At 63.3% G+C, this 24,350-nt stretch carries 21 protein-coding genes; 10 read left to right on the plus strand and 11 right to left on the minus strand.

Annotated features, from left to right (window positions below):
- Positions 1-193 precede the first annotated feature (193 nt).
- Positions 194-1,753 carry a PLP-dependent aminotransferase family protein gene (locus F3J45_RS14430; RefSeq protein ID WP_167063547.1) on the minus strand — a complete coding sequence of 520 codons (1,560 nt, stop codon included), beginning with the start codon at positions 1,751-1,753 and terminating at the stop codon, positions 194-196.
- A gap of 90 nt (positions 1,754-1,843) precedes the next feature.
- On the opposite strand from F3J45_RS14430, the gene F3J45_RS14435 reads away from it, so the two are divergent.
- The 3 genes from F3J45_RS14435 to F3J45_RS14445 are packed head-to-tail and all read left to right on the plus strand — an operon-like array spanning position 1,844 to position 3,609.
- Positions 1,844-2,473, plus strand: coding sequence for an FMN-binding negative transcriptional regulator (locus tag F3J45_RS14435; protein ID WP_167063550.1), 630 nt, complete (start codon positions 1,844-1,846; stop codon positions 2,471-2,473).
- Positions 2,474-2,485: 12 nt separating this feature from the next.
- Positions 2,486-2,932 carry a GNAT family N-acetyltransferase gene (locus tag F3J45_RS14440; protein WP_167063553.1) on the plus strand — a complete coding sequence of 149 codons (447 nt, stop codon included), beginning with the start codon at positions 2,486-2,488 and terminating at the stop codon, positions 2,930-2,932.
- Between the two features lie 5 nt (positions 2,933-2,937).
- Positions 2,938-3,609: a GNAT family N-acetyltransferase gene (locus tag F3J45_RS14445; protein ID WP_167063556.1), complete on the plus strand. Its 672-nt coding sequence runs from the start codon at positions 2,938-2,940 to the stop codon at positions 3,607-3,609.
- Between the two features lie 142 nt (positions 3,610-3,751).
- Here F3J45_RS14445 and oadA read toward each other — a convergent pair whose 3' ends face one another.
- Both oadA and F3J45_RS14455 read right to left on the minus strand, forming a co-directional pair.
- Positions 3,752-5,560 (minus strand): sodium-extruding oxaloacetate decarboxylase subunit alpha, encoded by a 1,809-nt coding sequence (oadA, locus tag F3J45_RS14450; protein WP_167063559.1) that lies wholly within the window; start codon positions 5,558-5,560, stop codon positions 3,752-3,754.
- Positions 5,561-5,571: 11 nt separating this feature from the next.
- Positions 5,572-6,987 carry an acetyl-CoA carboxylase biotin carboxylase subunit gene (locus tag F3J45_RS14455; protein ID WP_167063562.1) on the minus strand — a complete coding sequence of 472 codons (1,416 nt, stop codon included), beginning with the start codon at positions 6,985-6,987 and terminating at the stop codon, positions 5,572-5,574.
- A gap of 189 nt (positions 6,988-7,176) precedes the next feature.
- Between F3J45_RS14455 and F3J45_RS14460 the strand changes: the two genes are divergently transcribed.
- Positions 7,177-8,139 carry a LysR family transcriptional regulator gene (locus tag F3J45_RS14460; protein ID WP_167063565.1) on the plus strand — a complete coding sequence of 321 codons (963 nt, stop codon included), beginning with the start codon at positions 7,177-7,179 and terminating at the stop codon, positions 8,137-8,139.
- On the opposite strand, the gene F3J45_RS14465 is transcribed toward F3J45_RS14460, so the two are convergent.
- Positions 8,081-8,299, minus strand: coding sequence for a PA3496 family putative envelope integrity protein (locus F3J45_RS14465; RefSeq protein WP_167063568.1), 219 nt, complete (start codon positions 8,297-8,299; stop codon positions 8,081-8,083). The two genes, F3J45_RS14460 and F3J45_RS14465, sit on opposite strands and share 59 nt — an antisense overlap.
- A gap of 199 nt (positions 8,300-8,498) precedes the next feature.
- A complete protein-coding gene (gene hexR / locus F3J45_RS14470; protein ID WP_167063571.1) occupies positions 8,499-9,365 on the minus strand; it encodes a transcriptional regulator HexR in 867 nt (288 codons plus the stop codon).
- A gap of 103 nt (positions 9,366-9,468) precedes the next feature.
- On the opposite strand from hexR, the gene zwf reads away from it, so the two are divergent.
- Positions 9,469-10,911 (plus strand): glucose-6-phosphate dehydrogenase, encoded by a 1,443-nt coding sequence (zwf, locus tag F3J45_RS14475; RefSeq protein WP_167063574.1) that lies wholly within the window; start codon positions 9,469-9,471, stop codon positions 10,909-10,911.
- A 12-nt stretch (positions 10,912-10,923) separates the two neighbouring features.
- On the opposite strand, the gene F3J45_RS14480 is transcribed toward zwf, so the two are convergent.
- Positions 10,924-13,284, minus strand: a complete 2,361-nt coding sequence (locus F3J45_RS14480; RefSeq protein WP_167063577.1) for a bifunctional diguanylate cyclase/phosphodiesterase — start codon at positions 13,282-13,284, stop codon at positions 10,924-10,926.
- A 191-nt stretch (positions 13,285-13,475) separates the two neighbouring features.
- Between F3J45_RS14480 and uvrD the strand changes: the two genes are divergently transcribed.
- The 3 genes from uvrD (at position 13,476) to F3J45_RS14495 (ending at position 17,290) form a co-directional block, all read left to right on the plus strand.
- Complete coding sequence (uvrD, locus tag F3J45_RS14485) at positions 13,476-15,662, plus strand: DNA helicase II (protein ID WP_167063580.1); 2,187 nt, start codon at positions 13,476-13,478, stop codon at positions 15,660-15,662.
- 243 nt (positions 15,663-15,905) lie between these two features.
- Entirely contained in the window at positions 15,906-16,769 is an 864-nt protein-coding gene (locus tag F3J45_RS14490) for a Tim44 domain-containing protein (RefSeq protein ID WP_167063583.1), read from the plus strand.
- Between the two features lie 113 nt (positions 16,770-16,882).
- Positions 16,883-17,290, plus strand: coding sequence for an SMI1/KNR4 family protein (locus F3J45_RS14495; RefSeq protein WP_167063586.1), 408 nt, complete (start codon positions 16,883-16,885; stop codon positions 17,288-17,290).
- Between the two features lie 105 nt (positions 17,291-17,395).
- On the opposite strand, the gene F3J45_RS14500 is transcribed toward F3J45_RS14495, so the two are convergent.
- Positions 17,396-19,156 (minus strand): cation:proton antiporter, encoded by a 1,761-nt coding sequence (locus tag F3J45_RS14500; RefSeq protein ID WP_167063589.1) that lies wholly within the window; start codon positions 19,154-19,156, stop codon positions 17,396-17,398.
- 333 nt (positions 19,157-19,489) lie between these two features.
- Between F3J45_RS14500 and F3J45_RS14505 the strand changes: the two genes are divergently transcribed.
- The gene (locus F3J45_RS14505; protein ID WP_167063592.1) at positions 19,490-19,978 is read left to right on the plus strand and encodes an acyl-CoA thioesterase; all 489 of its coding nucleotides are present in this window, start codon (positions 19,490-19,492) and stop codon (positions 19,976-19,978) included.
- Here the strand turns inward: F3J45_RS14505 and pdxY are convergent.
- On the minus strand, positions 19,975-20,847 hold the full coding sequence (gene pdxY, locus F3J45_RS14510; RefSeq protein WP_167063595.1) for a pyridoxal kinase PdxY: 873 nt from the start codon (positions 20,845-20,847) through the stop codon (positions 19,975-19,977). The two genes, F3J45_RS14505 and pdxY, sit on opposite strands and share 4 nt — an antisense overlap.
- 120 nt (positions 20,848-20,967) lie before the next feature.
- On the opposite strand from pdxY, the gene F3J45_RS14515 reads away from it, so the two are divergent.
- Positions 20,968-21,360, plus strand: coding sequence for a DUF3301 domain-containing protein (locus F3J45_RS14515; protein ID WP_167063598.1), 393 nt, complete (start codon positions 20,968-20,970; stop codon positions 21,358-21,360).
- A gap of 138 nt (positions 21,361-21,498) precedes the next feature.
- Here the strand turns inward: F3J45_RS14515 and F3J45_RS14520 are convergent, their stop codons facing one another.
- The 3 genes from F3J45_RS14520 to zigA are packed head-to-tail and all read right to left on the minus strand — an operon-like array spanning position 21,499 to position 24,341.
- On the minus strand, positions 21,499-22,470 hold the full coding sequence (locus F3J45_RS14520; RefSeq protein ID WP_167063601.1) for a GTP-binding protein: 972 nt from the start codon (positions 22,468-22,470) through the stop codon (positions 21,499-21,501).
- 39 nt (positions 22,471-22,509) lie between these two features.
- The gene (locus F3J45_RS14525; RefSeq protein ID WP_167063604.1) at positions 22,510-23,136 is read right to left on the minus strand and encodes a DUF1826 domain-containing protein; all 627 of its coding nucleotides are present in this window, start codon (positions 23,134-23,136) and stop codon (positions 22,510-22,512) included.
- Complete coding sequence (zigA, locus tag F3J45_RS14530; protein WP_167063608.1) at positions 23,133-24,341, minus strand: zinc metallochaperone GTPase ZigA; 1,209 nt, start codon at positions 24,339-24,341, stop codon at positions 23,133-23,135. Before zigA ends, F3J45_RS14525 begins: the two co-directional genes overlap by 4 nt.
- Positions 24,342-24,350 lie beyond the last annotated feature (9 nt).

Genomic DNA, 24,350 nt, shown 5'->3' on the forward strand with positions numbered 1-24,350 from the left:
CCAGTGCCGGTTACGATCTCTGTCCCGCGCGCTCGAACCCTAACAAAGCAAAAGGCGTCTGGCCCTAACGGGCCAGACGCCTTTTCTTTTGCAAAATGTCAGCGCCAACGCAGATATGAAGTCGTGCGCCATCATGTTTGCTGCGCGACAGCGCAGCCCCAAGAGGGCTGGGTGATCTCCTACAGGATACGCATTACCCTTGTAGGAGCGGGCTTGCCCCGCGAAGAGGCCGCCACGCTTTGCGCAAGCGCATCAACGCCTCGGCAATCTCTCCCTCAGGCACCGCCGCAAACCCGAGCACCAGCCCCGCCCGCCCATCCACCGCCACCTCGCTGTCCTCAAGCCAATAACTGCTAAGCGGATTCACCTCTACCCCCACCGCCTCTGCCCTGGCCACCAGCTCCTGCTCCCGCGCATAGTTATCCACAGCCACCTTCACATGCAGCCCCGCCGCCACCTCTGGCATCGCCCCCAACCCAGGCACGTCCACCGGCCACCCGGCCTTGAGCACATTGCGCCGGCTTAATGCCGCCTTGCGCATGCGCCGGATATGCCGCTGGAAATGCCCCTGGGCCATGAACTGCGCCATCACGCACTGGGTGCCCACCTCCGAATGCCGCACCGCCAGCGCCCGGCCCTGGCTGAACGCCTGCACCAACCGCGGCGGCAGCACCAGGTAGCCCAGGCGCAGCGCCGGGAAAGCGATCTTGCCGAAGGTGCCGATGTACAGCACCCGGCCCTGGCGATCCAGCGCTGCCAGCGGCGCCAACGGGGCACCGCTGTAGCGGTATTCGCCGTCGTAGTCGTCCTCGATCACCCAGCCATCGTTGCGCTCGGCCCAGGCCAGCAAGGCCAGGCGCCGGGCCAGGCTCATGGTGACGCCGGTCGGGTACTGGTGCGCGGGGGTGACATAGGCCAACCGGCAGTTTGCCACCTGCTCCAGGCGCTGGCACACCATGCCTTCGTCGTCCACCGGTACACCTGTCACCTTACCGCCGGCCACGGCGAAGGTGTGCCCGGCAGCCCGGTAGCCTGGGTTTTCCACAGCCACACCGTCACCTGGCTGCAACAGCAGCTGTGCACAAAGGCTGATGGCCTGCTGCGCACCACTGGTGATCACTATTTGCTCAGCAGTGCAGCTCAGGCCACGCGAGCGGCGCAGGTAGGCCGCGATCAGTTCACGCAGTACCGGCTCACCGGCTGGGTCGCCGTAACCGAGTTGGGCCGGGCTGGGGTTGCGCCAGAAACCCGCCTGCAGCTTGGCCCAGACGTCAAAAGGGAACAGATCGAATGCCGGAATTCCGACGCGAAATGCCCGCGGGGCACCACTTTTTGGTGCTGGCAGGTGGTTGTTTTTCAGCCGCTGCAGGGGCTCGCTGGAACGTGCATTGCTGGATAAAACCTCAGTGCCTTCACCCTCAAATGTGGATAAACCTGTTGATAACCCCCGGGATAACCCTGTGGATAGTTGTGTGGATAGTTTTGCTAGGCGGCTGACATAGGTGCCATCCCCTACCCGGCTTTCGATATAGCCTTCGGCATACAGCTGGTCGTAGGCGCGCACCACGCTGTTGCGTGACAGTGCCAGCACCTTGGCCAGGTCGCGAGTGGCGGGAAGGCGCGTGCCACTGCTCAAGCGGCCGTCCAGCACCCGCGCTCGCAAGGCCTGGTACAACTGCTGGCTAAGCCCGCGCTGGCGGTCGAGCACGATGCCGGCCGGGTCGAACGGTAAAACGAGGGGGCGATCGCTCATGGCATTGGACCTATCAAAACAGCTTCTAATGGCTCTTACCCAGAACCATTAGCCTGCCTAGGATGGAGCCACTGCACAAGGGAACCGCACATGTACAACAGCAAACCCCACCAGGAACACGACCTCGGGCGCCTGCACCAGCACATGCTCGACACCCGCTTGGCCGTGCTCATCAGCCATGGCGAACAGGGCCTGCTGGCCACCCACCTGCCTGTGCTGCTGGACACCGCCGAGGGCGAGTTCGGCACCGTCTACGCCCACCTGGCACGGGCCAACCGCCAGTGGCACGACCTGGAACAGGGCGCTGAAGCCTTGCTGGTGTTTCCCGGTGCAGACGCCTATGTAAGCCCCAGCTACTACCCGAGCAAGGCCGACAACCCCAAGGTGGTGCCGACCTGGAACTACCTGGCCGTGCATGCCTACGGCGCGGCGCAGGTGATCCACGAGCCCGCGCCGCTGCTGCAGATCGTCAGCCGCCTGACCGAACGCCACGAACAGGGCCGCAGCCAGCCCTGGCAGGTCGCCGACGCCCCTGCCGACTACCTCGACGGCATGCTGCGCGCCATCGTCGGCATTCGCTTGCCCATTGCCCGCCTGCAAGGCGCACGCAAGCTCAGCCAGAACCGCAGCGCCGAAGACCTCGCCGGGGTGCGCGACGGCCTGGCCGCCAGCACCGATTACCTGGACAACCAACTTGCAGCGCAGATGCGCCACCTCTGAAGGAAAAGCCCCATGCCCAGCGTTACCCTGCGCCCTGTCAGCGCCCCAGACCACGCCGCCTGGTTCGCCCTGTGGCAGGCCTACCTGCGCTTCTACCAGACCGAACTGGCCGAGCAGGTCAGCCTCAGCACCTGGCAGCGCCTGCTCGACCCGAACGAGCCCACCCATTCGACCCTGGCCTGGGTCGATGGCAAGGCGGTGGGGATGGTCAACTTCATCTACCATCGTTCCAACTGGAGCATCGAGAACTCCTGCTACCTGCAGGACCTGTATGTCGACAGCGCCCAGCGCGGCCTGGGCATCGGCCGCCAGTTGATCGAGCACGTGTACACCACGGCCAAGGCCGCCGGCTGCATCAAGGTGCACTGGCTGACCCACGAAACCAACGCCACCGCCATCAGCCTGTACGAGCAGGTTGCCGAGCGCCCAGGCTTCATCCAATTCCGCAAAGGGTTGTAGGCCACATGACTGACGCACTGAACTGGAAACCCGCCACGGCGCCCAAGGCCGAGCCCATCGACGGCCGCTTCATCCGCCTGGAAAAGCTCGACCCGGCGCGCCACGGCGATGACCTGTGGGTAGCCCTGCAAGGCCCGGAATCCGACCCGGTACTGTGGGACTACCTGCCCTATGGCCCGTTCACCGAGCGCGCCGCGTTCGACCGCTGGCTGCAAGGCAACGCCGCCGGCCACGACCCGCTGTACTTCACCGTCATCGACCGCGCCAGCGGCCAGGCCCAAGGCGTGCTCACGCTCATGTCGATCGTGCCCGACCACGGCCGTATCGAGATCGGCCACATCGCCTTCGGCGCCCCCATGCAGCGTACGCCCAAGAGCACCGAGGCCGTCTACCTGCTGGGCAAGCTGAGCTTCGAGCTGGGCAACCGCCGCCTGGAGTGGAAGTGCAACAACGCCAATGCCCGCTCCAAACGCGCGGCAGAGCGGTTCGGTTTCACCTTCGAGGGGGTGTTCCGCAAGCACCTGGTGGTGAAGGACCATAACCGCGATACGGCCTGGTATTCGATTACCGATGATGAATGGCCGCAGGTGGCGGCGGGGTTTGAGCGGTGGTTGAGTCTTGGAAACCAACAGCTGGGGGGGCAGGTGGAAACACTTGAGGCATGCCGTAGAAGCTGATGGGTGTGCTGGGGCAGCTGGCCTCTTCGCGGGGCAAGCCCGCTCCTACAGGGAATGGGGTATTGCTGGTGAAAGGGCCGCACACAAAAAAAGGGGAGCATCCGCTCCCCAGAGGTTAACCGCTTGTAGATGAGGGCTTATCTCAGCCTTCGATCTCGATCAGGATCTCGCCCGGCGTTACGCGATCGCCCTTGGCCACGTGGATGGCCACGACCTTGCCGGCGATGGCCGCCTGGACTTCGGTTTCCATCTTCATCGCTTCGGTGATCAACACGGCCTGGCCGGCCTTGACCACGTCGCCTTCCTTGACCAGCACATCGACGATGTTGCCTGGCATGGTGGTGCTGACGTGGCCCGGGGCGCTGGCCTGCTTGCGCTTGCTGCCGCCACCGCCCACGAACTCGTTGAGGGGCTCGAACACCACTTCTTCCGGCATGCCGTCGATCGACAGGTAGAAGTGGCGCTTGCCTTCGGCCTTCACGCCCACGCCGGTGATGTCGACGCGGTAGGTTTCGCCGTGCACGTCGATGACGAACTCGGTCGGCACGCCTTCACCGCCCGGGGCGGCGACAGCGCCGGCCTCGGGAATTGGCAGCAGCACTTCAGGGGTCAGGGTGCCGGCTTCGCGTTCTTCGAGGAACTTGCGCCCGATGTCCGGGAACATGGCGAACGTCAGCACGTCTTCTTCGCAACGCGCCAGGGCGCCGATGTCGCCACGCAGCTTGGCCATCTCCGGCTTGAGCAGGTCGGCCGGGCGCACGTCGATCACTTCCTCGCTGCCGATCGCCTGGCGGCGCAGCTGCTCGTTGACCACGCCCGGGGCCTTGCCGTAGCCACCTTGCAGGTAGAGCTTCACCTCGTTGGTGATGGTCTTGTAGCGCTCGCCGGCCAGTACGTTGAAGAACGCCTGGGTGCCAACGATCTGCGAGGTCGGGGTAACCAGCGGCGGGAAGCCAAGGTCTTCACGCACCCGCGGGATTTCCGCCAGCACTTCGTTCATGCGGCTGAGCGCGCCCTGCTCCTTGAGCTGGTTGGCCAGGTTGGAAATCATCCCGCCCGGCACCTGGTTGACCTGCACGCGGGTATCCACGGCAGTGAACTCGCTCTCGAACTGGTGGTACTTCTTGCGCACGGCGTAGAAGTACAGGCCGATTTCCTGCAGCAGCTCCAGGTCCAGGCCGGTGTCGAATTCACTGCCCTTCAGGGCGGCAACCATCGACTCGGTGCCTGGGTGGCTGGTGCCCCAGGCGAAGCTGGAGATCGCGGTGTCGATGTGATCGGCGCCGTTTTCCACCGCCTTGAGCTGGCACATGGCAGCCAGGCCGGCCGTGTCGTGGGAGTGGATGAACACCGGCAGCGACTGCTCGGCCTTCAGTGCCCGCACCAGCTCGCCGGTGGCGAACGGGGTCAGCAGGCCGGCCATGTCCTTGATCGCGATCGAGTCGCAGCCCATGGCTTCCATTTGCTTGGCCTGGGCAACGAAGGCGTCGATGGTGTGCACCGGGCTTACGGTGTAGGCGATGGTGCCCTGGGCGTGCTTGCCGGCAGCCTTGACCGCCTCGATGGCCACGCGCAGGTTACGCACGTCGTTCATGGCGTCGAAGATGCGGAACACATCGATGCCGTTGACCGCCGCCTTGGCGACGAAGGCCTTGACCACGTCGTCGCTGTAGTGGCGGTAGCCGAGCAGGTTCTGGCCACGCAGCAGCATCTGCAGGCGGGTGTTGGGCAGGGCGGCACGCAGCTTGCGCAGGCGCTCCCATGGGTCTTCCTTGAGGAAGCGCACGCACGCATCGAAGGTGGCGCCGCCCCAGACTTCCAGCGACCAGTAGCCGACTTTGTCGAGCTTGTCGCAGATCGGCAGCATGTCTTCGGTGCGCATGCGGGTGGCCAGCAGGGACTGGTGGGCGTCGCGCAGGATCGTGTCGGTTACGTGAATTTTCTTGGACATTATGGGGTTCCTCACAGGCCTGCGTGGGCGGCGATGGCGGCGGCGATGGCCAGGGCCAGCTCTTCGGGTTTGCGCTTGATCGAGTAGTTGGTCAGTTCAGGGTGGCTTTCGACGAAGCTGGTATTGAACTGGCCGCTACGGAATTCGGGGTTGCGCAGGATTTCCTGGTAGTACGCGGCGGTGGTTTTCACCCCTTGCACGCGCATGTCGTCCAGGGCCCGCAGGCCGCGGTCCATGGCTTCTTCCCAGGTCAACGCCCAGACCACGAGCTTCAGGCACATGGAGTCGTAGAACGGCGGAATGGTGTAGCCGGTGTAGATCGCCGTGTCGGTGCGCACGCCCGGGCCGCCGGGGGCGTAGTAGCGGGTGATCTTGCCGAAGCTGGGCAGGAAGTTGTTTTTCGGGTCTTCTGCGTTGATGCGGAACTGCAACGCATAACCACGGTGCTGGATGTCTTCCTGTTTCACCGACAGCGGCAGGCCCGAGGCAATGCGGATCTGCTCGCGGACGATGTCGATTCCGGTAATTTCCTCGGTGATGGTGTGTTCCACCTGCACGCGGGTGTTCATTTCCATGAAGTACACCTCGCCATCGGCGAGCAGGAACTCCACGGTACCGGCGTTCTCGTAGTCCACGGCCTTGGCCGCGCGCACTGCCAGGTCGCCGATGTAGGCACGCTGCTCGGGGGTGAGCTGCGGGCTCGGGGCGATTTCGATGAGCTTCTGGTTGCGCCGCTGAATCGAGCAATCGCGCTCGAACAGGTGCACCACGTTGCCGAAGCTGTCACCGAGGATCTGCGCCTCGATGTGCTTGGGGTTGACGATGCACTTTTCCAGGAACACTTCCGCCGAACCGAAGGCCTTGGTGGCCTCGGAAATGACCCGCGGGAAGTTCTGCTCCAGCTCTTCACGGCTGTTGCAGCGGCGAATGCCGCGGCCGCCGCCGCCGGAGGTGGCCTTGAGCATCACCGGGTAACCGATACGGTCGCCTTCGCTCAGGGCTTCGTGAATATCGGCCACGTTGCCTTCGGTGCCGGGGGTTACCGGAACGCCGGCCTGGATCATGGTACGGCGCGCTTCGGTCTTGTCGCCCATGCGGCGAATGACGTCGGCAGCCGGGCCGATGAACTTGATGCCGCGCTCGGCGCAAATCTCTGCCAGTTCAGCATTTTCCGACAGGAAACCGTAACCCGGGTGCAGGGCATCACAGCCGGTTTCCACAGCAAGGTTGACCAGCTTGCGCGGGTTCAGGTACCCGGCCAGCGGCTCGGCACCGATGCTGTAGGCCTCGTCGGCGCGCTTGACGTGCAAGGCGTGACGGTCGGCGTCGGAATAGATCGCGACAGAGCGAATGCCCATCTCGGCGCAAGCACGCACGATCCGAACTGCGATTTCACCCCGGTTGGCGATCAGGATTTTTTTTATCACTGGAGTCTTCCCAAAGCCGTAGGAACAGACGATCCGGTTTTACCGGTCGGCGCGTGACCAGGTGTTGTTGGCCAGTCGCGTATTCACCCTAGCGCCGAAGGTTGATAAACAAAAATCAATATTTGTTAGGGGCTGCATTAGCAAAAGCTTATAGTTCGGTAACAAGGTATTGCCGATGAGCCTATAAAAATGCGTAAGTCCTTGATGCGTATGACATTACGTCAATTGCAGATCTTCAACGAGGTGTGCGATTTACGCTCGTACAGCCGGGCGGCAGAAGAGATGTCGCTGACGCAACCGGCGGTCAGCCTACAGATTCGCCAGCTTGAAGAGCTGATGGGGCAACCGCTGTTCGAGTACGTTGGCAAGAAGCTCTACCTGACCGAAGCGGCCGAGGCGCTGCAGCGCGCCAGCCGCGACATCTTCGGCCGCCTGGAGAGCCTGGACATGCAGCTGTCGGACATGCAGGGTTCACTGCAGGGGCAGTTGAAACTGGCGATCGAGTCCAGTGCCAAGTACTTCGTGCCACACCTGTTCGCCGCCTTCAAGCAGCGTCACCCGGAGGTGAACCTGACCCTCACGGTGGTGAACCGCGCCCAGGCGATCCGGCGCCTTTCCGACAACCGCGACGACCTGATCATCATGTCGATGGTGCCGCAGGACATGGGCCTTGAGTTCCTGCCGTTCCTGAACAACCCGATCATCGCCGTGGCGCCGCCCGAGCACCCGTTGTGCAAGCTCGAACACCTGCGCCTGCAGGACCTGGAGCCTCATACCCTGCTGGTCCGCGAACAGGGCTCGGGCACGCGCAAGGCCTGCGAGGAATACTTCAAGGACAAGCGCGTGCACTTCACCCAAACCCTGGAAGTGGCCTCGGCCGATGCCCAGCGCGAGTGCGTGATCGCAGGCCTGGGCGTCGCCCTGCTGACCCGCCACGCCGTGAACATGGAGCTGGCCGCCGGGGTGCTCAGGGAGCTGCCGGTGGAGGAACTGCCGCTGTACCGCAGCTGGTGCGTGGTGCAAGCCAAGGCCAAGCGACAGTCGCCGGTGGCCTTGGCGTTTCTGGCGTTCATCCGCAGCGAACGTGCGCTGATCAGCGCGCTTGTTGAACGTTTTTCGGGGAAGATGCCGCCGACGCCTGCCACACGGTGAGTTCTTGCAGTTCGGGGTAGTCGGCCAGGTCGCGCAGCAATTGGCGCTGGTCGCAGTAGCTTTCGATCGCACGGCGATATTCCATGCGGCGTTGGTCCTTTTCCTGCTGCTTGCGAGCTTTGGCGCTGGGTTGGTACGTACCGTCGAAATCACGAGCCATGGCCTGTCTCCCAGATAGGATGCGGGAGTTTCAGACTGGCGCCTGGGGTTTACGGTTTGGCTGTGGATTGGTGACAAAACCATGAAATCTGACCGCCTGTGCCGGCCTCTTCGCGGGCAAGCCCGCCCCTACAAACGGTGAGGCCATCCATGTAGGAGCGGGCTTGCCCCGCGAAGAGGCCGGCACAGACAAACACAAATCAGTCGTCGGTAGCCTTGATCGACTTGGGCGACAAACGCAGGCTGCGCAAGCTGCGCTTCACACTCTTGAGGTGATTGACCAGGCTCGGCCCACGGGCCATGGCCACGCCCATGGCCAGCACGTCGATCACCACCAGGTGGGCGATACGCGAGGTCAGCGGCGTATAGATTTCGGTGTCTTCATGCACATCGATGGCCAGGTTGACCGTCGACAGCTCCGCCAGCGGCGTTGCGCTTGGGCATAGGGTAATCAGGTTGGCCCCACTCTCGCGCACCAGGTTGGCAGTGATCAGCAAATCCTTGGAGCGCCCCGACTGGGAAATGCACACTGCCACATCACCCGGCTTGAGGGTAACGGCCGACATCGCCTGCATGTGCGGGTCGGAATAGGCCGCAGCGCTGAGCAACAGGCGGAAGAACTTGTGCTGGGCATCTGCCGCTACCGCGCCGGAAGCGCCAAAGCCATAGAACTCCACGCGCTGCGCCTGGGCCATGGCACTCACGGCCTGTTGCAGGGCGTGCGGGTCGAGGTGTTCGCGCACTTCCATCAGGGTATGCAGGGTGGTGTCGAAGATCTTCAGGCTGTAGTCGGCAACCGAGTCGTCTTCATGGATGGCGAACTGGCCGAAACTGGCGCCGGCGGCCAGGCTTTGCGCCAGCTTGAGCTTGAGGTCCTGGAAGCCCGAACAGCCGATCGCCCGGCAGAATCGCACGATGGTCGGCTCACTGATGCCCACGCTGTGCGCCAGGTCGGCCATCGAGCTGTGCATGACGGCAGCCGGGTCGAGCAGCACGTGGTCGGCCACTTTCAGTTCCGATTTGCGCAGCAGGTGGCGCGATTGGGCGATATGTTGCAACAGATTCACGGGCTGGACTCGGTTATGATCGGCTGGCCGGGATGTAGCTTTCTTGTAGTTATACTACATGGACGCCAACCCGCCCAGTTAAACGAACGTGGAGAGTGGTGGTTTGACTATCCCTTGCGACATTCTGGTGTTCGGTGGCACCGGTGACCTGGCCCTGCACAAACTGCTGCCAGCGCTGTATCACCTGTTCCGCGAGGCACGCCTGAACAACGCCGTGCGCATCATCGCCCTCGCCCGCCGCCCCATCAGCCGTGACCAGTACCTCGCGCTTGCCGAGCGCCACTGCCGGGCCCAGGTCGCCCGCCAGGACTTCGAAGAGGAAGTGTGGCAGCGGTTTTCCGCACGGCTGGACTACTTCCCCATGGACGCCGCGCAAAGCGCCGATTTCGGCCGCCTGGCGCGTTACCTGGGCGAGCCTGGAGGGCTGACGCGCATCTACTACCTGGCCACCGCCCCCAACCTGTTCGTGCCGATTGCCAACCACCTGCGGGTCGCCGGGCTTGCCGACAGCGAAGCACGCATCGTGCTGGAAAAACCCATCGGCCACTCCCTGGCCTCGGCCACTGCCATCAACGAAGCGATTGGCGCGGTGTTCGACGAACCCCAGGTGTTTCGCATCGACCACTACCTGGGCAAGGAGACAGTGCAGAACCTCATGGCCCTGCGCTTTGCCAATGCCCTGCTGGAACCGGTATGGCGCAATGGCCAGGTCGACCATGTGCAGATCAGCGTGTGCGAAACCCTTGGCGTGGAAAACCGCGGCGGCTACTACGACCGCGCCGGGGCCACCCGCGACATGCTGCAGAACCACCTGCTGCAGCTGCTGTGCCTGGTGGCCATGGAGCCGCCGGCGCAGTTCGAGGCCGAGGCGGTACGCGACGAGAAAGTGAAGGTGCTGCGGGCGCTCAAGCCGATCACCGGCCAGGACGTGCAGGACAAGACCGTGCGCGGCCAGTACGGCGCCGGCTACATCGGGGGCCAGGAGGTGCCGGCCTATTACTTCGAAAAGGACGTGGACAACGACAGCGACAGCGAAACCTTCGTCGCCGTGCATGCCCACATCGAAAACTGGCGCTGGGCCGGCGTGCCGTTCTACTTGCGCACCGGCAAGCGCATGGCGCGGCGCTCGTCGCAGATCGTCATCCAGTTCAAGCCAGTGCCGCATGAGCTGTTCAACGGCGGCCAGGTCAACCAGTTGCTGATCCAGCTACAGCCGGATGAGCGCATCAGCCTGCGCATGATGACCAAGAGCCCGGGCAAGGGCATGCGCCTGGAACCCGTCGACCTGGACCTCAACCTGGCCCAGGTATTCGGCCAGACCCGCCGCTGGGAGGCCTATGAGCGCCTGCTGCTGGACATCCTCGAAGGCGATTCGACGCTGTTCATGCGCCGCGACGAAGTAGAGGCCGCCTGGGCTTGGGTCGACCCGATCATCAAGGGCTGGGAGGAGCACTTCCAGGCGCCCCGCCACTATGCGGCCGGCAGCAATGGCCCGGAGCAGGCCAACAGCCTGTTGGCGCGCCATGGCCGGCATTGGCATGCCTGAACCGCCCGTGGCTCAGGCTTGCCGCGGGCTGGCCAGCAAGCGCCGGAACTCCGGCTCGGGGATGGGCCGGCTGATCAGGTAGCCCTGGGCCTCATCACAGGCCTGCTCGCGCAGGAACGCCAGTTGCTGTGGCGTTTCCACCCCTTCCGCCACCACCTTCAGGCCCAGGCTGCCGGCCATGGTGATGATCGCCCGGGTGATGGCCGCGTCCTGGCTGCCTTCGTGCAGGCCGCGGATGAAGGCCTGGTCGATTTTCACGTAATCCACCGGCAGGCGCTTGAGGTAGCTCAGGGATGAATAGCCTGTGCCAAAGTCGTCGATGGCCAGTTGTACGCCCAGGGTGTGCAGCTGTTCGAAGGTGGTGATGATGTGTTCCACGTTGTCCAGCAGCTGGCTTTCCGTCAGCTCCAGTTCCAGCTGCTGCGGCGCCAGCCCGGTTTCCTCCAGCACCTGGCGCACCAGGCTCACCAGCTTGCCCTGGCGCAGTTGGTACACCGACAGGTTCACCGAAACCCGAACCTCCAGGCCATCGCGCAGCCACTGGCAAGCGTGTTCGCAAGCGCGGCGCAGCACGAACTCGCCCATGGGTGCGATCAGCCCGGTTTCTTCGGCCAGGCCAATGAACTCGCCGGGCGGCACCATACCGCGTTGCGGGTGCTGCCAGCGCACCAGCGCCTCGGCCGCGTGCAGGCGGCCGGTGCGCAGGCACAGCTTGGGTTGGTAATAGACCAGCAGCTGGCCTTCCTCGAGGGCCCGGCGCAACTGGGTTTCCAGCTGCAGGCGCTCCAGGGTGCTGGCCCGCAGGCTCTCGGTGTAGAACTGGAAATTATCGCCGCCCAGGTGCTTGGCATGTTGCTTGGCCATATCGGCCTGGCTGATCAAGGTGTCGACGTCCAGCGAGGCGTCGGTGAGCATGCTGATGCCCACCGAGGCGCTGACCACCACTTCATGGTCGTTCAGGCGCTGGGGCACACGCAGCTTGTTCAGCAACCGGGTGGTCACCCGCACCAGGCTGGACAGGTTGCTGTAGCCGTCGAACAGCACGGCGAACTCATCACCCGACAGCCGCGCCACGGTGTCGGCCTCAGGCACGGTGCTGGCAATGCGCCGGGCGATCTTGCGGATCAGTTGGTCGGCCAGCTCATGGCCCAGGCTTTCATTGAGCAGCTTGAAGCGGTCCAGGTCGATGTGCAGCAGCGCCAGGCTGCGGCCGCTGTGGCGTACTCGCTGGCTGGCTTCGAGCAGGCGCAGGCGGAACAGCGCACGGTTGGCCAGGCCACTCAACTCGTCGTAGTGCGCCAGGTAGCGCAAGCGCTCCTCGGAGGCACGTCGCGCCGACAGGTCGGTGAAGAAGCCAACCACCTGGCTCAATCGGCCTTCGGTATCGCGCACCGCGGTAAGGCGCAACCATTGCGGGTGCAACTCGCCTTGCCGGCGTGCTTCCACCAGCTCGCCTTGCCAGCCGCCTTGTACCTGCAGCGCCTGCTCGATCGTCTGGCTGTGGCGACGGGCGTCGCTGCTGCACGGCAGCTCGAAGAACTCGTGCCCCAGCAACTGCGCGCGCTCGTACCCGGTCATCTGGCAATAGGGCTGGTTCACGGCCAGTACCACGAAGTCGGCGCTGAACACCGCAATGCCATCGTTGCTGGCTTCGAACACTGTCGCGGCCAGGCGCTGCTGTTCTTCCAACACCTTCTGCGCTGAAATGCGCTGCAGGTCCTGGTTCAAGGCCTGGTTCTGGAAGCGCCGCAACAGGCTGCGGTCGAGCAGGCGATTGACCTGCCAGGCCACCACCATCAAGGCCGCCAGCAGGATCAGCCCCAGCCAGCCCCAACCCTGTTGCTGGCCGGTATCGAAGTAGAACAGAAAGGCGATTGGCGGCAGCAGGCAGGGCAAGGCGAAACTGAGAAACGCCGGCAGGCTGACTGCGTAGGCGATGCTGGCGCTCAGGGTAGCCATGCCCAGCAGGCCGAAAACCCAGGCCTGCTGCAGGAAGTTTTCCTCCGGCACCAGGGCGATGGCGGCGCAGGCCAGGGTCAGGCCGCTGAACGCAGAACCTGCCAGGAACATGCGCCGCCAGGCACGGCTGGCCTGGCGCTGGGGCGCCGCTGCCTCGAACGCCGCCACCTGGATGACCCGCAAGGCCACCAACGCCAGCAGCCAGACCAGCCACACGATCACCAACAGGTAGCGCGCCGGGCTCCACAACAGCCAGGCACACAGCAGGCCGTTGAACAACATGAACAGAGTGGGCAACAACGAGCCCTGGTAAAGCAGGCGGGTTCGCTCCACGGACAGTTGGGTGGCGAATTGCCTGCGCACGTTCCGTGTCACTTCCGGTGATACTCCGATCACCGTGCATTGCTGGGTCATGGCGCTGATTCTTGTAGAGTTCTTGTTATGGTTGGCACTGAACGAGCAGCGATCTTACACAAGCGATGCGGTCGACCAAACTGCTCCAGGTCATCTTTCACCTGGCCTTGGCGATGAATGGCTCGCTGCAGGGTGAATATTTATACAGTGCAGTGTTTGCCCCGTAACCTGCCTCCCCCTAGAATGGCCGCATGCACACAGACGACCTCTCCCTCCTGCTGAACTCCCTCAACGATGCCCAACGCCAGGCCGTCGCGGCCACGCTTGGGCGTCAGCTGGTGCTTGCTGGCGCCGGTTCCGGTAAAACCCGCGTGCTGGTGCACCGCATCGCCTGGCTGATCCAGGTCGAGCAAGCCTCGCCGCATTCGATCCTGTCGGTGACCTTCACCAACAAGGCCGCCGCCGAGATGCGCCAGCGGATCGAACAGCTGCTGGGCATCAACCCGGCGGGCATGTGGGTGGGCACCTTCCACGGCCTGGCGCACCGCCTGCTGCGGGCGCACTGGCAGGAAGCGCGGCTGGTGCAGAACTTCCAGATCCTCGACAGCGACGACCAGCAGCGCCTGATCAAGCGGGTGATGCGCGAACTGGGCCTGGACGAACAGAAATGGCCAGCCCGCCAGGCCCAGTGGTTCATCAATGGGCAGAAGGACGAAGGCCTGCGGCCACAGCATATCCAGGCCGGTGGCGACCTGTTCCTGCAGACCATGCGTGACGTCTACAGCGCCTACGAGCAGGCCTGCGAACGCGCCGGGGTCATCGATTTCTCCGAGCTGCTGCTGCGTGCCCTCGACCTGTGGCGCGACCACCCCGGCCTGCTGGAACATTACCAGCGCCGTTTCCGCCACCTGCTGGTGGACGAATTCCAGGACACCAACGCCGTGCAGTACGCCTGGCTGCGCCTGCTGGCCGGCAAGAACGGCGGCAGCCTGATGGCCGTGGGCGACGACGACCAGTCGATCTACGGCTGGCGCGGCGCGAAGATCGAAAACATCCACCAGTACACCGCCGACTTTCCCGATGCCGAGATGATCCGCCTGGAGCAGAACTACCGCTCCACCGGCGGTATCCTCAAGGCGGCCAACGCGCTGATTGCCAACAACAGCGGGCGCCTGGGCAAGGAACTGTGGACCGACATGGGCGAAGGCGAGCCGCTGACGCTGTACGCGGCCTACAACGAGCACGACGAAGCGCGCTACGTGGTCGAAACCATCGAAAGCCTTATAAAGCAAGGCAACGCGCGCAGCGACATCGCCATCCTGTACCGCTCCAACGCCCAGTCGCGGGTGCTGGAGGAAGCGCTGCTGCGCGAACGCATTCCCTACCGCATCTATGGCGGCCAGCGCTTCTTCGAACGCGCTGAAATCAAGAATGCCATGGCCTACCTGCGCCTGATCGAGGGCCGTGGCAACGATGCCGCCCTGGAGCGAGTCATCAACGTGCCGCCGCGTGGCATTGGCGAGAAAACCGTCGAGGCCATCCGCGAGCATGCCCGCCACAGCCAGCTGTCGATGTGGGAAGCGATGTGCCAGCTGCTCGCCGCCAAGGCCCTCAAGGGCCGTGCGGCCAGTGCCCTGGGCGCCTTCATCGAACTGATCGAGGGCTTGGCCGGCAAGGTCGCGGACATGCCCCTGCACACCATGACCCAAACGGCCATCGAGCAGTCCGGGCTGATTATCTATCACCAGGAAGAAAAGGGTGAAAAGGGCCAGGCACGGGTAGAAAACCTTGAGGAACTGGTGAGCGCTGCGCGCAACTTCGAGCCCAGCGAAGATGACGACGACCTGTCGCCACTGTCGGCGTTTCTCGGCCATGCCTCGCTGGAAGCCGGCGACGCCCAGGCCGACGAACACGAAGACAGCATCCAGCTGATGACCCTGCACAGCGCCAAGGGCCTGGAGTTCCCGTTCGTGTTCCTGGTGGGCATGGAAGAAGGCCTGTTCCCGCACAAGATGAGCCTGGAAGAGCCCGGCCGCCTGGAAGAGGAACGCCGCCTGGCCTACGTGGGCATCACCCGCGCCATGCGCCAGCTGATCATGACCTATGCCGAAACGCGGCGGCTGTACGGGAGCGAAACCTACAATAAGGTGTCTCGTTTCGTACGCGAGATTCCGAGCGGCCTGGTTCAGGAAGTTCGGCTTTCCAACAGCGTCAGCCGGCCATTCGGTGGCTCGACCAGCACGGCCAGCAGCCTGTTCGCCAATGCCGCCATTCCCCAGACCGCCTTCAACCTGGGCCAGCGGGTGCAGCACGCGGTGTTCGGCGAAGGGGTGATCCTCAACTTCGAGGGCTCCGGCGCCCAGGCACGGGTGCAGGTGAACTTTGCCGAAGGCAGCAAATGGCTGATGCTCGGCTACGCCAAGCTCGAAGCCCTCTGAACCCCAAACACTTCCCGGTAGGAGCGACAGCATGTCGCGATGGGCTGCAAAGCAGCCCTCCATGCTGCAAGCACAACGCGCGATCAGGGGCTGCTAGCGCACCCCATCGCGACATACTGTCGCTCCTACCAGGGGCCAGCGCAGGGTTCAGGCAAAAGCTGGAAACATCTTGTCGCTGGTCATGTGCACAGGAACCTGTGCACCATGACGCGCGTGCAATCCACAACAGGGGAAATCCCATCTATGCAACGTTTTCTTAGCATCGCACTGGCGCTCTGCGTCGGCCTGACGCTGAGCCTGGACGCCAACGCCAAGCGTTTCGGCGGCGGCAAGAGCTCGGGCGCCGCGCCAATCCACCAAACCCGCCAGGCCACGCCAACCACGCCTGCCGCCGCGCCGACCGCACCTGGCCGCGCACCAGCGGCCGCCAGCGGTGCTTCGCGCTGGCTGGGCCCACTGGCCGGCCTCGCTGCCGGTGGCTTGCTGGCCTCCATGTTCATGGGTGATGGCTTCCAGGGCATGCAGATCATGGACTTCCTGATCATGGGCCTGATCGCCTTCCTGGTGTTCCGCTTCATCGCCGCGCGCCGTCGCCAGCAGCAGCCGCAAATGGCCGCTCCAGGCCACGCGCCGTTCCAGCGTGAAGCCCATGGCCAGGCCGCTCAACCGGCCCAGCAGACCATCTTCGGGGGTTCGGCCGCACCTGCCGCCGCAGCCGCACCGGTGATCAATGCCCCGGCCTGGTTCAACGAGCAGAGCTTCCTGGCCGCTGCGCGCAACCACTTCCAGGCGCTGCAGCAGCACTGGGATGCCAACGAAATGGACAAGATTGCCGAATTCGTCACCCCGCAAATGCTTGAATTCCTCAAGCGCGAGCGTGCCGAACTGGGTGATGGCTTCCAGTCCACCTACATCGACAACCTCGATGTGCAGTTGGACGGCGTTGATGATCGCGCCGACCGCACCGACGCCACCCTGACCTTCCGTGGCGTGTCGAAGAACTCGCGCTTCGACCAGGGTGAGGCCTTCAGCGAAAGCTGGCACATGGTTCGCGCCCAGGGCGACAACCAGCCTTGGTTGGTTGCCGGTATCCGTCAGAACGGTTAACCGACGCGCGTTGTCCAAAAAACCCCGGGCCTGTCCCGGGGTTTTGCTTTTGCCAAAGCAGGCTACTAGGGTATAACGCGCAGCGTTGTCATCAAGGTCAGAGGATGTGAACCGTGGAAGAAGTGATCGAACAACTCCGTGAAGCCAATGAGCCAGTGCCCGTGCCGCTGGAGCTTCCCGATGAGGACCAGCTGGTTGAAATTGAAGAACAGCTGTTCATCAACATTCCCTTCGTGTTCAAGGAGTTCCTGCTGACTGTCAGTGATGTGGTGTACGGCTCGCTGGAGCCTGTGACCTGCACCGACCCGCAGTCGCACACCTACCTGCCCGATGTGGCCGCCAACGCCTGGGACGCTGGCGTACCGCGCGACCTGATCCCGCTGTGCCAGGATGGCGGCAATTACTATTGCGTCGAGGAAGATGGCACCGTGGTGCTGTGGGACGGCGAAGAAGAAGTAATGAGCGAGGACAGCTGGGAATCGGTGTGGCACTGGGCGCGGGACGTTTGGCTGGAAAGCTGAGTACCGTGCTTGCCCCATCGCGAGCTTTGCTCGCTCCTACCAGGCCGTAGCCTGATCCGGTAGGAGCGAGCAGAGCTCGCGATGCGCCGCACGCGGCGCCCTTCGTCAGTGCGAATGATCGCGGTTGTTTTCCAGCGTCTCCAGCAAGGCAATCTGCATCCGCGAATGCACGCGGATAAACCAGCGCCACAGCAGCGCCACCACGCCCGCCGCCACCACCGCGATAATCAGCAACAGTTCGCTGGTGGGCAGAATGCTCGCCGACAACGCCGACAGCAGCAGGAAGATCACCAGCAGCGACAGCAGGGGAATCACCTCGGCCACCACGCGGCGCACACGTTGGGTATGCCGCCCAGCCATTTCCGGCTTCACCCCCATCTCCGCCAGCAGCATCGACAGCGCCTTGAGCTTGCGGTACGCCGCAATCAAAAATGGCAGCGACAGCAGCAACGCCGCGCCCCAGATCACCGCTTTTTGCTGGCTGACATCGGTGATCCACTGATTGAGCCAGGCACCGATACGCCCGGCAAAGTAACCGCCGCTGAAGAAGATGGCGATCACCAGTGCCAGGTTCACCCCCACCTGTAGCAGGATGCGCCGGATCATGGCCGCCAGCATCGCGCTTTCGCCTTGCGGCTGGATGTTGCGCAGCCACTCGCCATACAACGACAACACCCGCCCCAGGCGCCGTGGCATCACGTTGCCGAGTTTCTGCGACAACGGGTCGGCAGCGCGGATCAGGTACGGGGTCAACAACGTGGTGATGGCCGAAACAGCCACGGCGACGGGATAGAGGAAGTCGCTGGTGACCTGCAGGGTCATCCCCAGCGCCGCGATGATGAAGGAAAATTCGCCAATCTGCGAAAGGCCCATGCCCACCCGCAGCGATGTGCGGCCATCGTTGCCGGCAATGAAAGCACCCATGCCGCACGACAGCATCTTGCCCAGCACCACCGCCAGGGTGATCACCACGATCGGCCAGGCGTAGTCGACCAACACCTGGGGGTCGATCATCAGGCCAATGGCAACGAAGAAGATGGCGCTGAACAGGTCGCGTACCGGCTCGATCAACCGCTCGATCTTCAGCAACTGGCGCGATTCCGCCATGATCGCGCCAATCAGGAAGGCCCCCAGCACCATGCTGTACTCAAGCTTCACCACCAACAGGCAGAAGCCGAAGCACAGGCCGAGCACGGTGATCAGCAGCATCTCGTTGCTTTCGAACTTGGCCACGTAGGCCAATAGCCGCGGCACCAGCAGGATACCCACCACCAGGGCGACGATCATGAACAGCGAGAGCTTGCCGACCGTCGAGAACACCTCGCCCGAGCTGACCGTGCCGCTGACCGCGATGCCCGAGAGCAGCGCGATGATGCCGATACCGAGGATGTCCTCGACGATCAGCACGCCGAAGATCAGCTGGGCAAAGCGCTCGTTCTTCATTTTCAGGTCGTTCAGCGCCTTGACGATGATGGTGGTCGAGGAAATCGCCAGAATCGCGCCGAGGAACAGCGAGTCCATGGTATTCCAGCCGAACCAGCGGCCGATCTCGAAACCGATCCAGATCATCAGGACGATTTCCAGGAACGCCGCAATGAATGCCGTGGCGCCCACCTTGAACAGCTTGCGCAGGCTGAATTCCAGGCCCAGGCAGAACATCAGGAAGATCACCCCGAGTTCGGCCAGGGTCTTAATCGTGTCTTCGTCGTGAATCAGGCCGAAGGGCGGGGTGTGCGGGCCGATGATGAAGCCTGCGACGATGTAGCCCAGCACCACGGGCTGCTTGAGGCGATGGAAAAGAATCGTCACCACGCCGGCGACCAGCATGATCACTGCCAGGTCCTGGATGAAACTGATGGCATGCATGGCGCGATACTCCTTTTCGACGTTGCGGGATGCCCAGGCAGACCGCTCCTCTGCCAAGGCAAGCCGAGCGAGCAGCGAGTACATACTGTATTAAGTGCAGGAAAGCCCATGTTGCATGGGCGTACTCAGGTTAACATCGCACCCCGCCGCAAAAAGCCGGTGCAATATGCAGAAACAGATCGGCTGATCAGCCGCCTGTGATGACGCAATCGGCGTGACCATGGAACGGCGGCCAACGTCCCGTAAACCAGGAAGGCAAACCTTCAAAGAGGGGAAACAGAAGTGTCTGCAGATACCCGCCCCGATTCAGCGCAACCAAACCGTGAGCACACTATGGAACCTGGAAACGCCCAGCTGAGCATGACCGTCCTGATGACCCCGGACATGGCCAACTTCTCTGGCAACGTACATGGCGGCACCTTGCTCAAGTACCTGGACGAAGTGGCCTATGCCTGCGCCAGCCGCTATGCCGGCAGTTACGTGGTAACCCTGTCGGTCGACCAGGTGATCTTCCGCGAGCCGGTGCATGTTGGCGAACTGGTGACCTTCCTGGCGTCGGTCAACTACACCGGCAACACCTCCATGGAGGTAGGTATCAAGGTGGTGACCGAAAACATCCGCGAGCGCTCGGTGCGCCATTCCAACAGCTGCTTCTTCACCATGGTCGCCGTCGATGACAACCGCCGCCCGGTGCCGGTGCCGCCGCGCCAGCCGCAATCGAGCGAAGAGAAGCGCCGCTTCCTGCAAGGCCAGCAGCGCCGCCAGATTCGCCAGGAACTGGAAAAGCGCTACCAGGACCTGAAAGCCGACGAAGCGGTTTAACCCGCCAGGCGCTGCGCCTCGAAGCGCACGCGCGGGTGGGCGATGCGATCCTGGGCCCGCACCAGCTGCAACTCGTAGCTGGTGCAGGCCTGGGTTTCCAGCAGCACTTCATGCACAGCTGCAGCCGTGAACTCGAATGCCTGCACCCAGCTGTCGCCCAGCAGCACGCGGGCCAGGAACAGCCCCGAGGTGAGGTCGCCCACGCCCACGGGCTGGCGCGGGAAGGCCAGCAACGGGCGGCGCAGGTGCCAGCTCTGGTCCGCGGTGACCAGCAGCATTTCGAAGGTGTTCGCGTCGCGCCCTGGGTAGGCCAGGTGCTTGACCAGCACCACCTGCGGGCCACGCGCCAGCAAGCTGCGGGCCATGCCGACGCAATCCTCCAGCGACTGCGCGCGGCGGCCGCAGAAACTGTCAAGCTCCAGCTGGTTGGGGCACAGGATGTCAGCCTTGGCCACGGCCTGCTCAAGCAGGAACTCGCTGACCTCCTGGGGCACGATGCAGCCTTTCTCGGCGTGCCCCATCACCGGGTCGCACAGGTACAGCGCCTTGGGGTTCACCGCCTTGATTCGCTCGACCCCCGCAAGGATCGCCCGGCCCTGCTCGGCGCTGCCCAGGTAGCCGGAGAGCACGGCATCGCAGTGGCCCAGCTCACCGATATTGGAAATACCTTCCACCAACGCAGGAATTTGCGCAGGCGCGAGCACATCGCCCGCCCACTGGCCATACTGAGTGTGATTGGAGAACTGCACGGTGTTGAGTGGCCAGACATTGACCCCGATACGCTGCATGGGAAACACCGCGGCGCTGTTGCCGGCGTGGCCGAAGACCACGTGGGACTGAATGGCGAGCAGGTGCGGGGTACGTTTCATACAGGCGTTTTCCAAAACGGTTTCAAGGATTGTGCGTCGCGCAGTATGAACTCGATTGCCACCTGTACGACAGACCAGGGACGCAGTTAAGCTGATTCCATCTGTTTGGAGCATACGCAAATGTTGACCCTGGAGAATCTCTTCGTCCTGATGGTATTGGGCACGGCAGGCGCCTGGTTATGGCATAACCACGGGCTGCGCGAGAAGGCCCTTGAGCGGGTCAAACAGCACTGCGCCAAACTGGACCTGGAACTGCTCGACGACGCGGTGGCGCTCAAGCGCATCGGTTTCATCCGCGATGCCAATGGCCGCAAGCGCCTGGCCCGTGTGTATGGGTTCGAGTTCACGGTCACCGGGGAGCAACGCCACCCCGGCACCGTGACCCAGTTCGGCGCCCATAGCATGCAGATCGAGCTGGCGCCCTACCCGTTCGAGATCAAGACCCCGCCCCGCGCCGACAATGTGATCGAGATGCAACAGTGGCGGCAGGAACACAACCGCTGGCGGAACTGAAACCGTGCGGGCTGCGGTGCGGCCCATCGCGACCTCTGCTCGCTCCTACCAGCCCTGCGCAACACCCCGTAGGAGCGAGCGCAGCTCGCGATCACCGGCAAGGCCGGTGCCATACAACCCCGAGCAGTTTTCAGGCGCTCAGGGGGTCAGGCAATCAGCCAACCCTTCCATCAAAGCTTGCTGCGGCTGCGCTTGCCCGAAAATTAGCTCGACCCGCGAGTCCTTGCGCCAGTCACTTGGCTGCCACAGCCCCAACTCCCCTCTCAAGCCATTGAATGACTGCCAACCCTCGCTGCTGTGGATAACTCCCTTGGCACGCGCCCATGGCCACGCCTTGAGAAATGCCAGCAAGCGCTGTGGATCAAATTGCCGACTGGGGTGCCAGCGCCAGCCGATGCTCCAGCCCCCCTCACCCTCTCCCACTGAACACATCGGCTGGGATGGATCTATCCACAGGGCCTCAGGCGCTGTGGATAGCCTTTCCTCCAACCATTTATTCACAGAAACGTCATCAAACTGACTTGTGGATGAAACTGGCAGCGATTCGAGATCGACCAAGCCCTGCCGGGCCCAAACCCTGTGGATAGATGAAAACTTGTTATTTATCAACAACTTAATATCTTCGTCCACAACGTCGGCTTTATTCAGCACAAGCAACGCTGCAGCGTCCAGGGCTTGCTGTTGAGAGGCCGGCAATGGCTCCCCTCTGGCCAGCGCCTGGGCGTCGAGTACCATCACCAAAGGCTGGACCGCCAGCACCCCGATCCACGGCACAGCCCGCAGTTGGTTCAATAGCTGCAAAGGGTGGCCCAACCCTGAAGGCTCGATGAACAACCGGTCGGGGCGCGCCTTGCGCAGTAGCCGCCCCAACCCGACCTGGAAGGGCGTGCCGTTGACGCAGCACAGGCAGCCCCCCGCCACTTCAGCGATGGCGATACCGTCCTCATCGCGGCTGAGCAGTGCCGCGTCCAGGCCAACCTGGCCGAATTCATTGACCAATACGGCCCAACGTTCACCAGCCGGGCGCTGGGCCATCAACTGCTGGATCAAACTGGTCTTGCCCGCGCCCAGGGGGCCGGCGATGACATGGGTGGGGATGTTCTGCAGCATGCAAGCACTACCAGGCGAATTTCCCCTCACTATGCCCCGTCAGGCCAACCAGTCAAGGCTGAGCAGCAGGCGCCTCCGGTCACCGGGTGGCGAGCGGTGGATAAGTCCCGCGCCCTCGTTGCCCAGCCATTTTTCGCCCTTGAGCACCGCCACGTCGCCGGCCTGCAAGGTACGAATGTTATCCACAGGCGCTGGCGCAAGGTGCAAGCCCACCCGCTCTATCGCGCCTTCCTCAAGCCACTCGCTACCAGGGCCGGCGTACGTGGTCAGCAAGCGCAGCGGCACGTTATCCACATGGAAACGCGGGCACATGGCGCCTTGCAGTACCCGCAGGCGCAGGCCGACCCGGCGTGCGCCAAGCAGGCAGGTGTAGGCCGAGATCAACCATTTCACATCTGCGACGAAGCTCTCGTAGCCGTGCAGATCCGCAGCCTCGGCCAGCAAACCCGGCAGCAAAGGCGGCTCGTGCTCATTCACATCCAGCACGCGCTGGTCGGCCAATGTCTGGCCGAGGCTGATCGCCAGGGTGGCGAAGTCCTCCAGCTGGGCCGGCAGGCGGCGCTCCCACACGGCCAAGTTGACGCCATCCTGGAAAATTTCGGTCAGCGTTCTAGGTGAGTCGCCATGCACCTGGCGGATATCCACAGGCTGTAACGCGAAGTTCATGCTGCCTCCTCTGCATGCCAAGGGCCGAACGGATCGTCCAACCGCAGCCAGGCCATGGGGCCCATTTCCATTTCCTCATCGGTGAGCAAGCAACGGTCGAGCGCTGTGGATAACTTCACGAAGTCGATGTTCTGCCCAATGAATACCAGCTCCTGGCGGCAATCGCCGGTTTCCGCGCTCCAGTGCTTGAGGATGTCGGCCTTGCTTTGCTCGTCCTCAGGCCAGTGGTCATGTGGCACGAACCGCCACCAACGCCCGGCCAGGCCATGGCGCATCATGCCGCCGGCCTGGGACCAGCTCCCGGCTTCCTGGAACTTGCTGGCCAGCCAGAAGAAGCCCTTGGAGCGCAGCAGCCTGCCATTGCTCCAGGTGTTGTGGACAAAGTCGAAGAAGCGCTGGGGGTGCAGGGGCCGGCGTGCTGTCCAGGTGGTGGCCGCGATGCCGTACTCCTCGGTTTCGGGAATGTGCTCGCCACGCAGTTCCTTGAGCCAACCCGGCGCCTGGGATGCCTGGTCGAAGTCGAACAGGCCGGTATCCAGAATCCGCGCCAGCGGCACCTGGCCCATGACCATCGGCACGATCTGCGCACGGGCATTGAGGCTGCGCAGAATGGCTGTCAGCTCCTCGCGCTCGTGCTGGCTGATCAGGTCGATCTTGCTCAGCAGCAGCACGTCAGCGAACTCGACCTGTTCGATCAGCAGGTCGCTGATCGACCGCTCGTCTTCCTCGCCCAAGGTTTCACCTCGGCTGGCGAGGCTGTCGGCAGCCTGATAATCGCGCAGGAAGTTCAGCCCATCGACTACCGTAACCATGGTGTCCAGGCGCGCCATGTCGGACAGGCTACGCCCCTGCTCGTCGCGGAAGGTGAACGTCTCGGCCACCGGCAGCGGTTCTGAGATACCGGTGGACTCGATCAACAGGTAATCGAAACGGCCTTCCTCAGCCAGGCGGGCAACTTCTTCCAGCAGGTCTTCACGAAGGGTGCAGCAGATGCAGCCGTTGCTCATCTCCACCAGTTTTTCCTCGGCGCGGTTCAGGCTGACATTGCGCTGCACCTCGCTGGCGTCGATGTTGATTTCACTCATGTCATTGACGATCACCGCTACCCGAAGGTTGTCGCGGTTACGCAGTACATGGTTGAGCAAGGTGCTCTTGCCGGCGCCGAGGAAGCCGGACAGCACGGTGACGGGTAGACGGTTGGACATGGCGAAATC

Origin of the sequence: Pantoea sp. Ap-967 (assembly GCF_011752565.1) — a bacterium.
Classification (GTDB): domain Bacteria; phylum Pseudomonadota; class Gammaproteobacteria; order Pseudomonadales; family Pseudomonadaceae; genus Aquipseudomonas.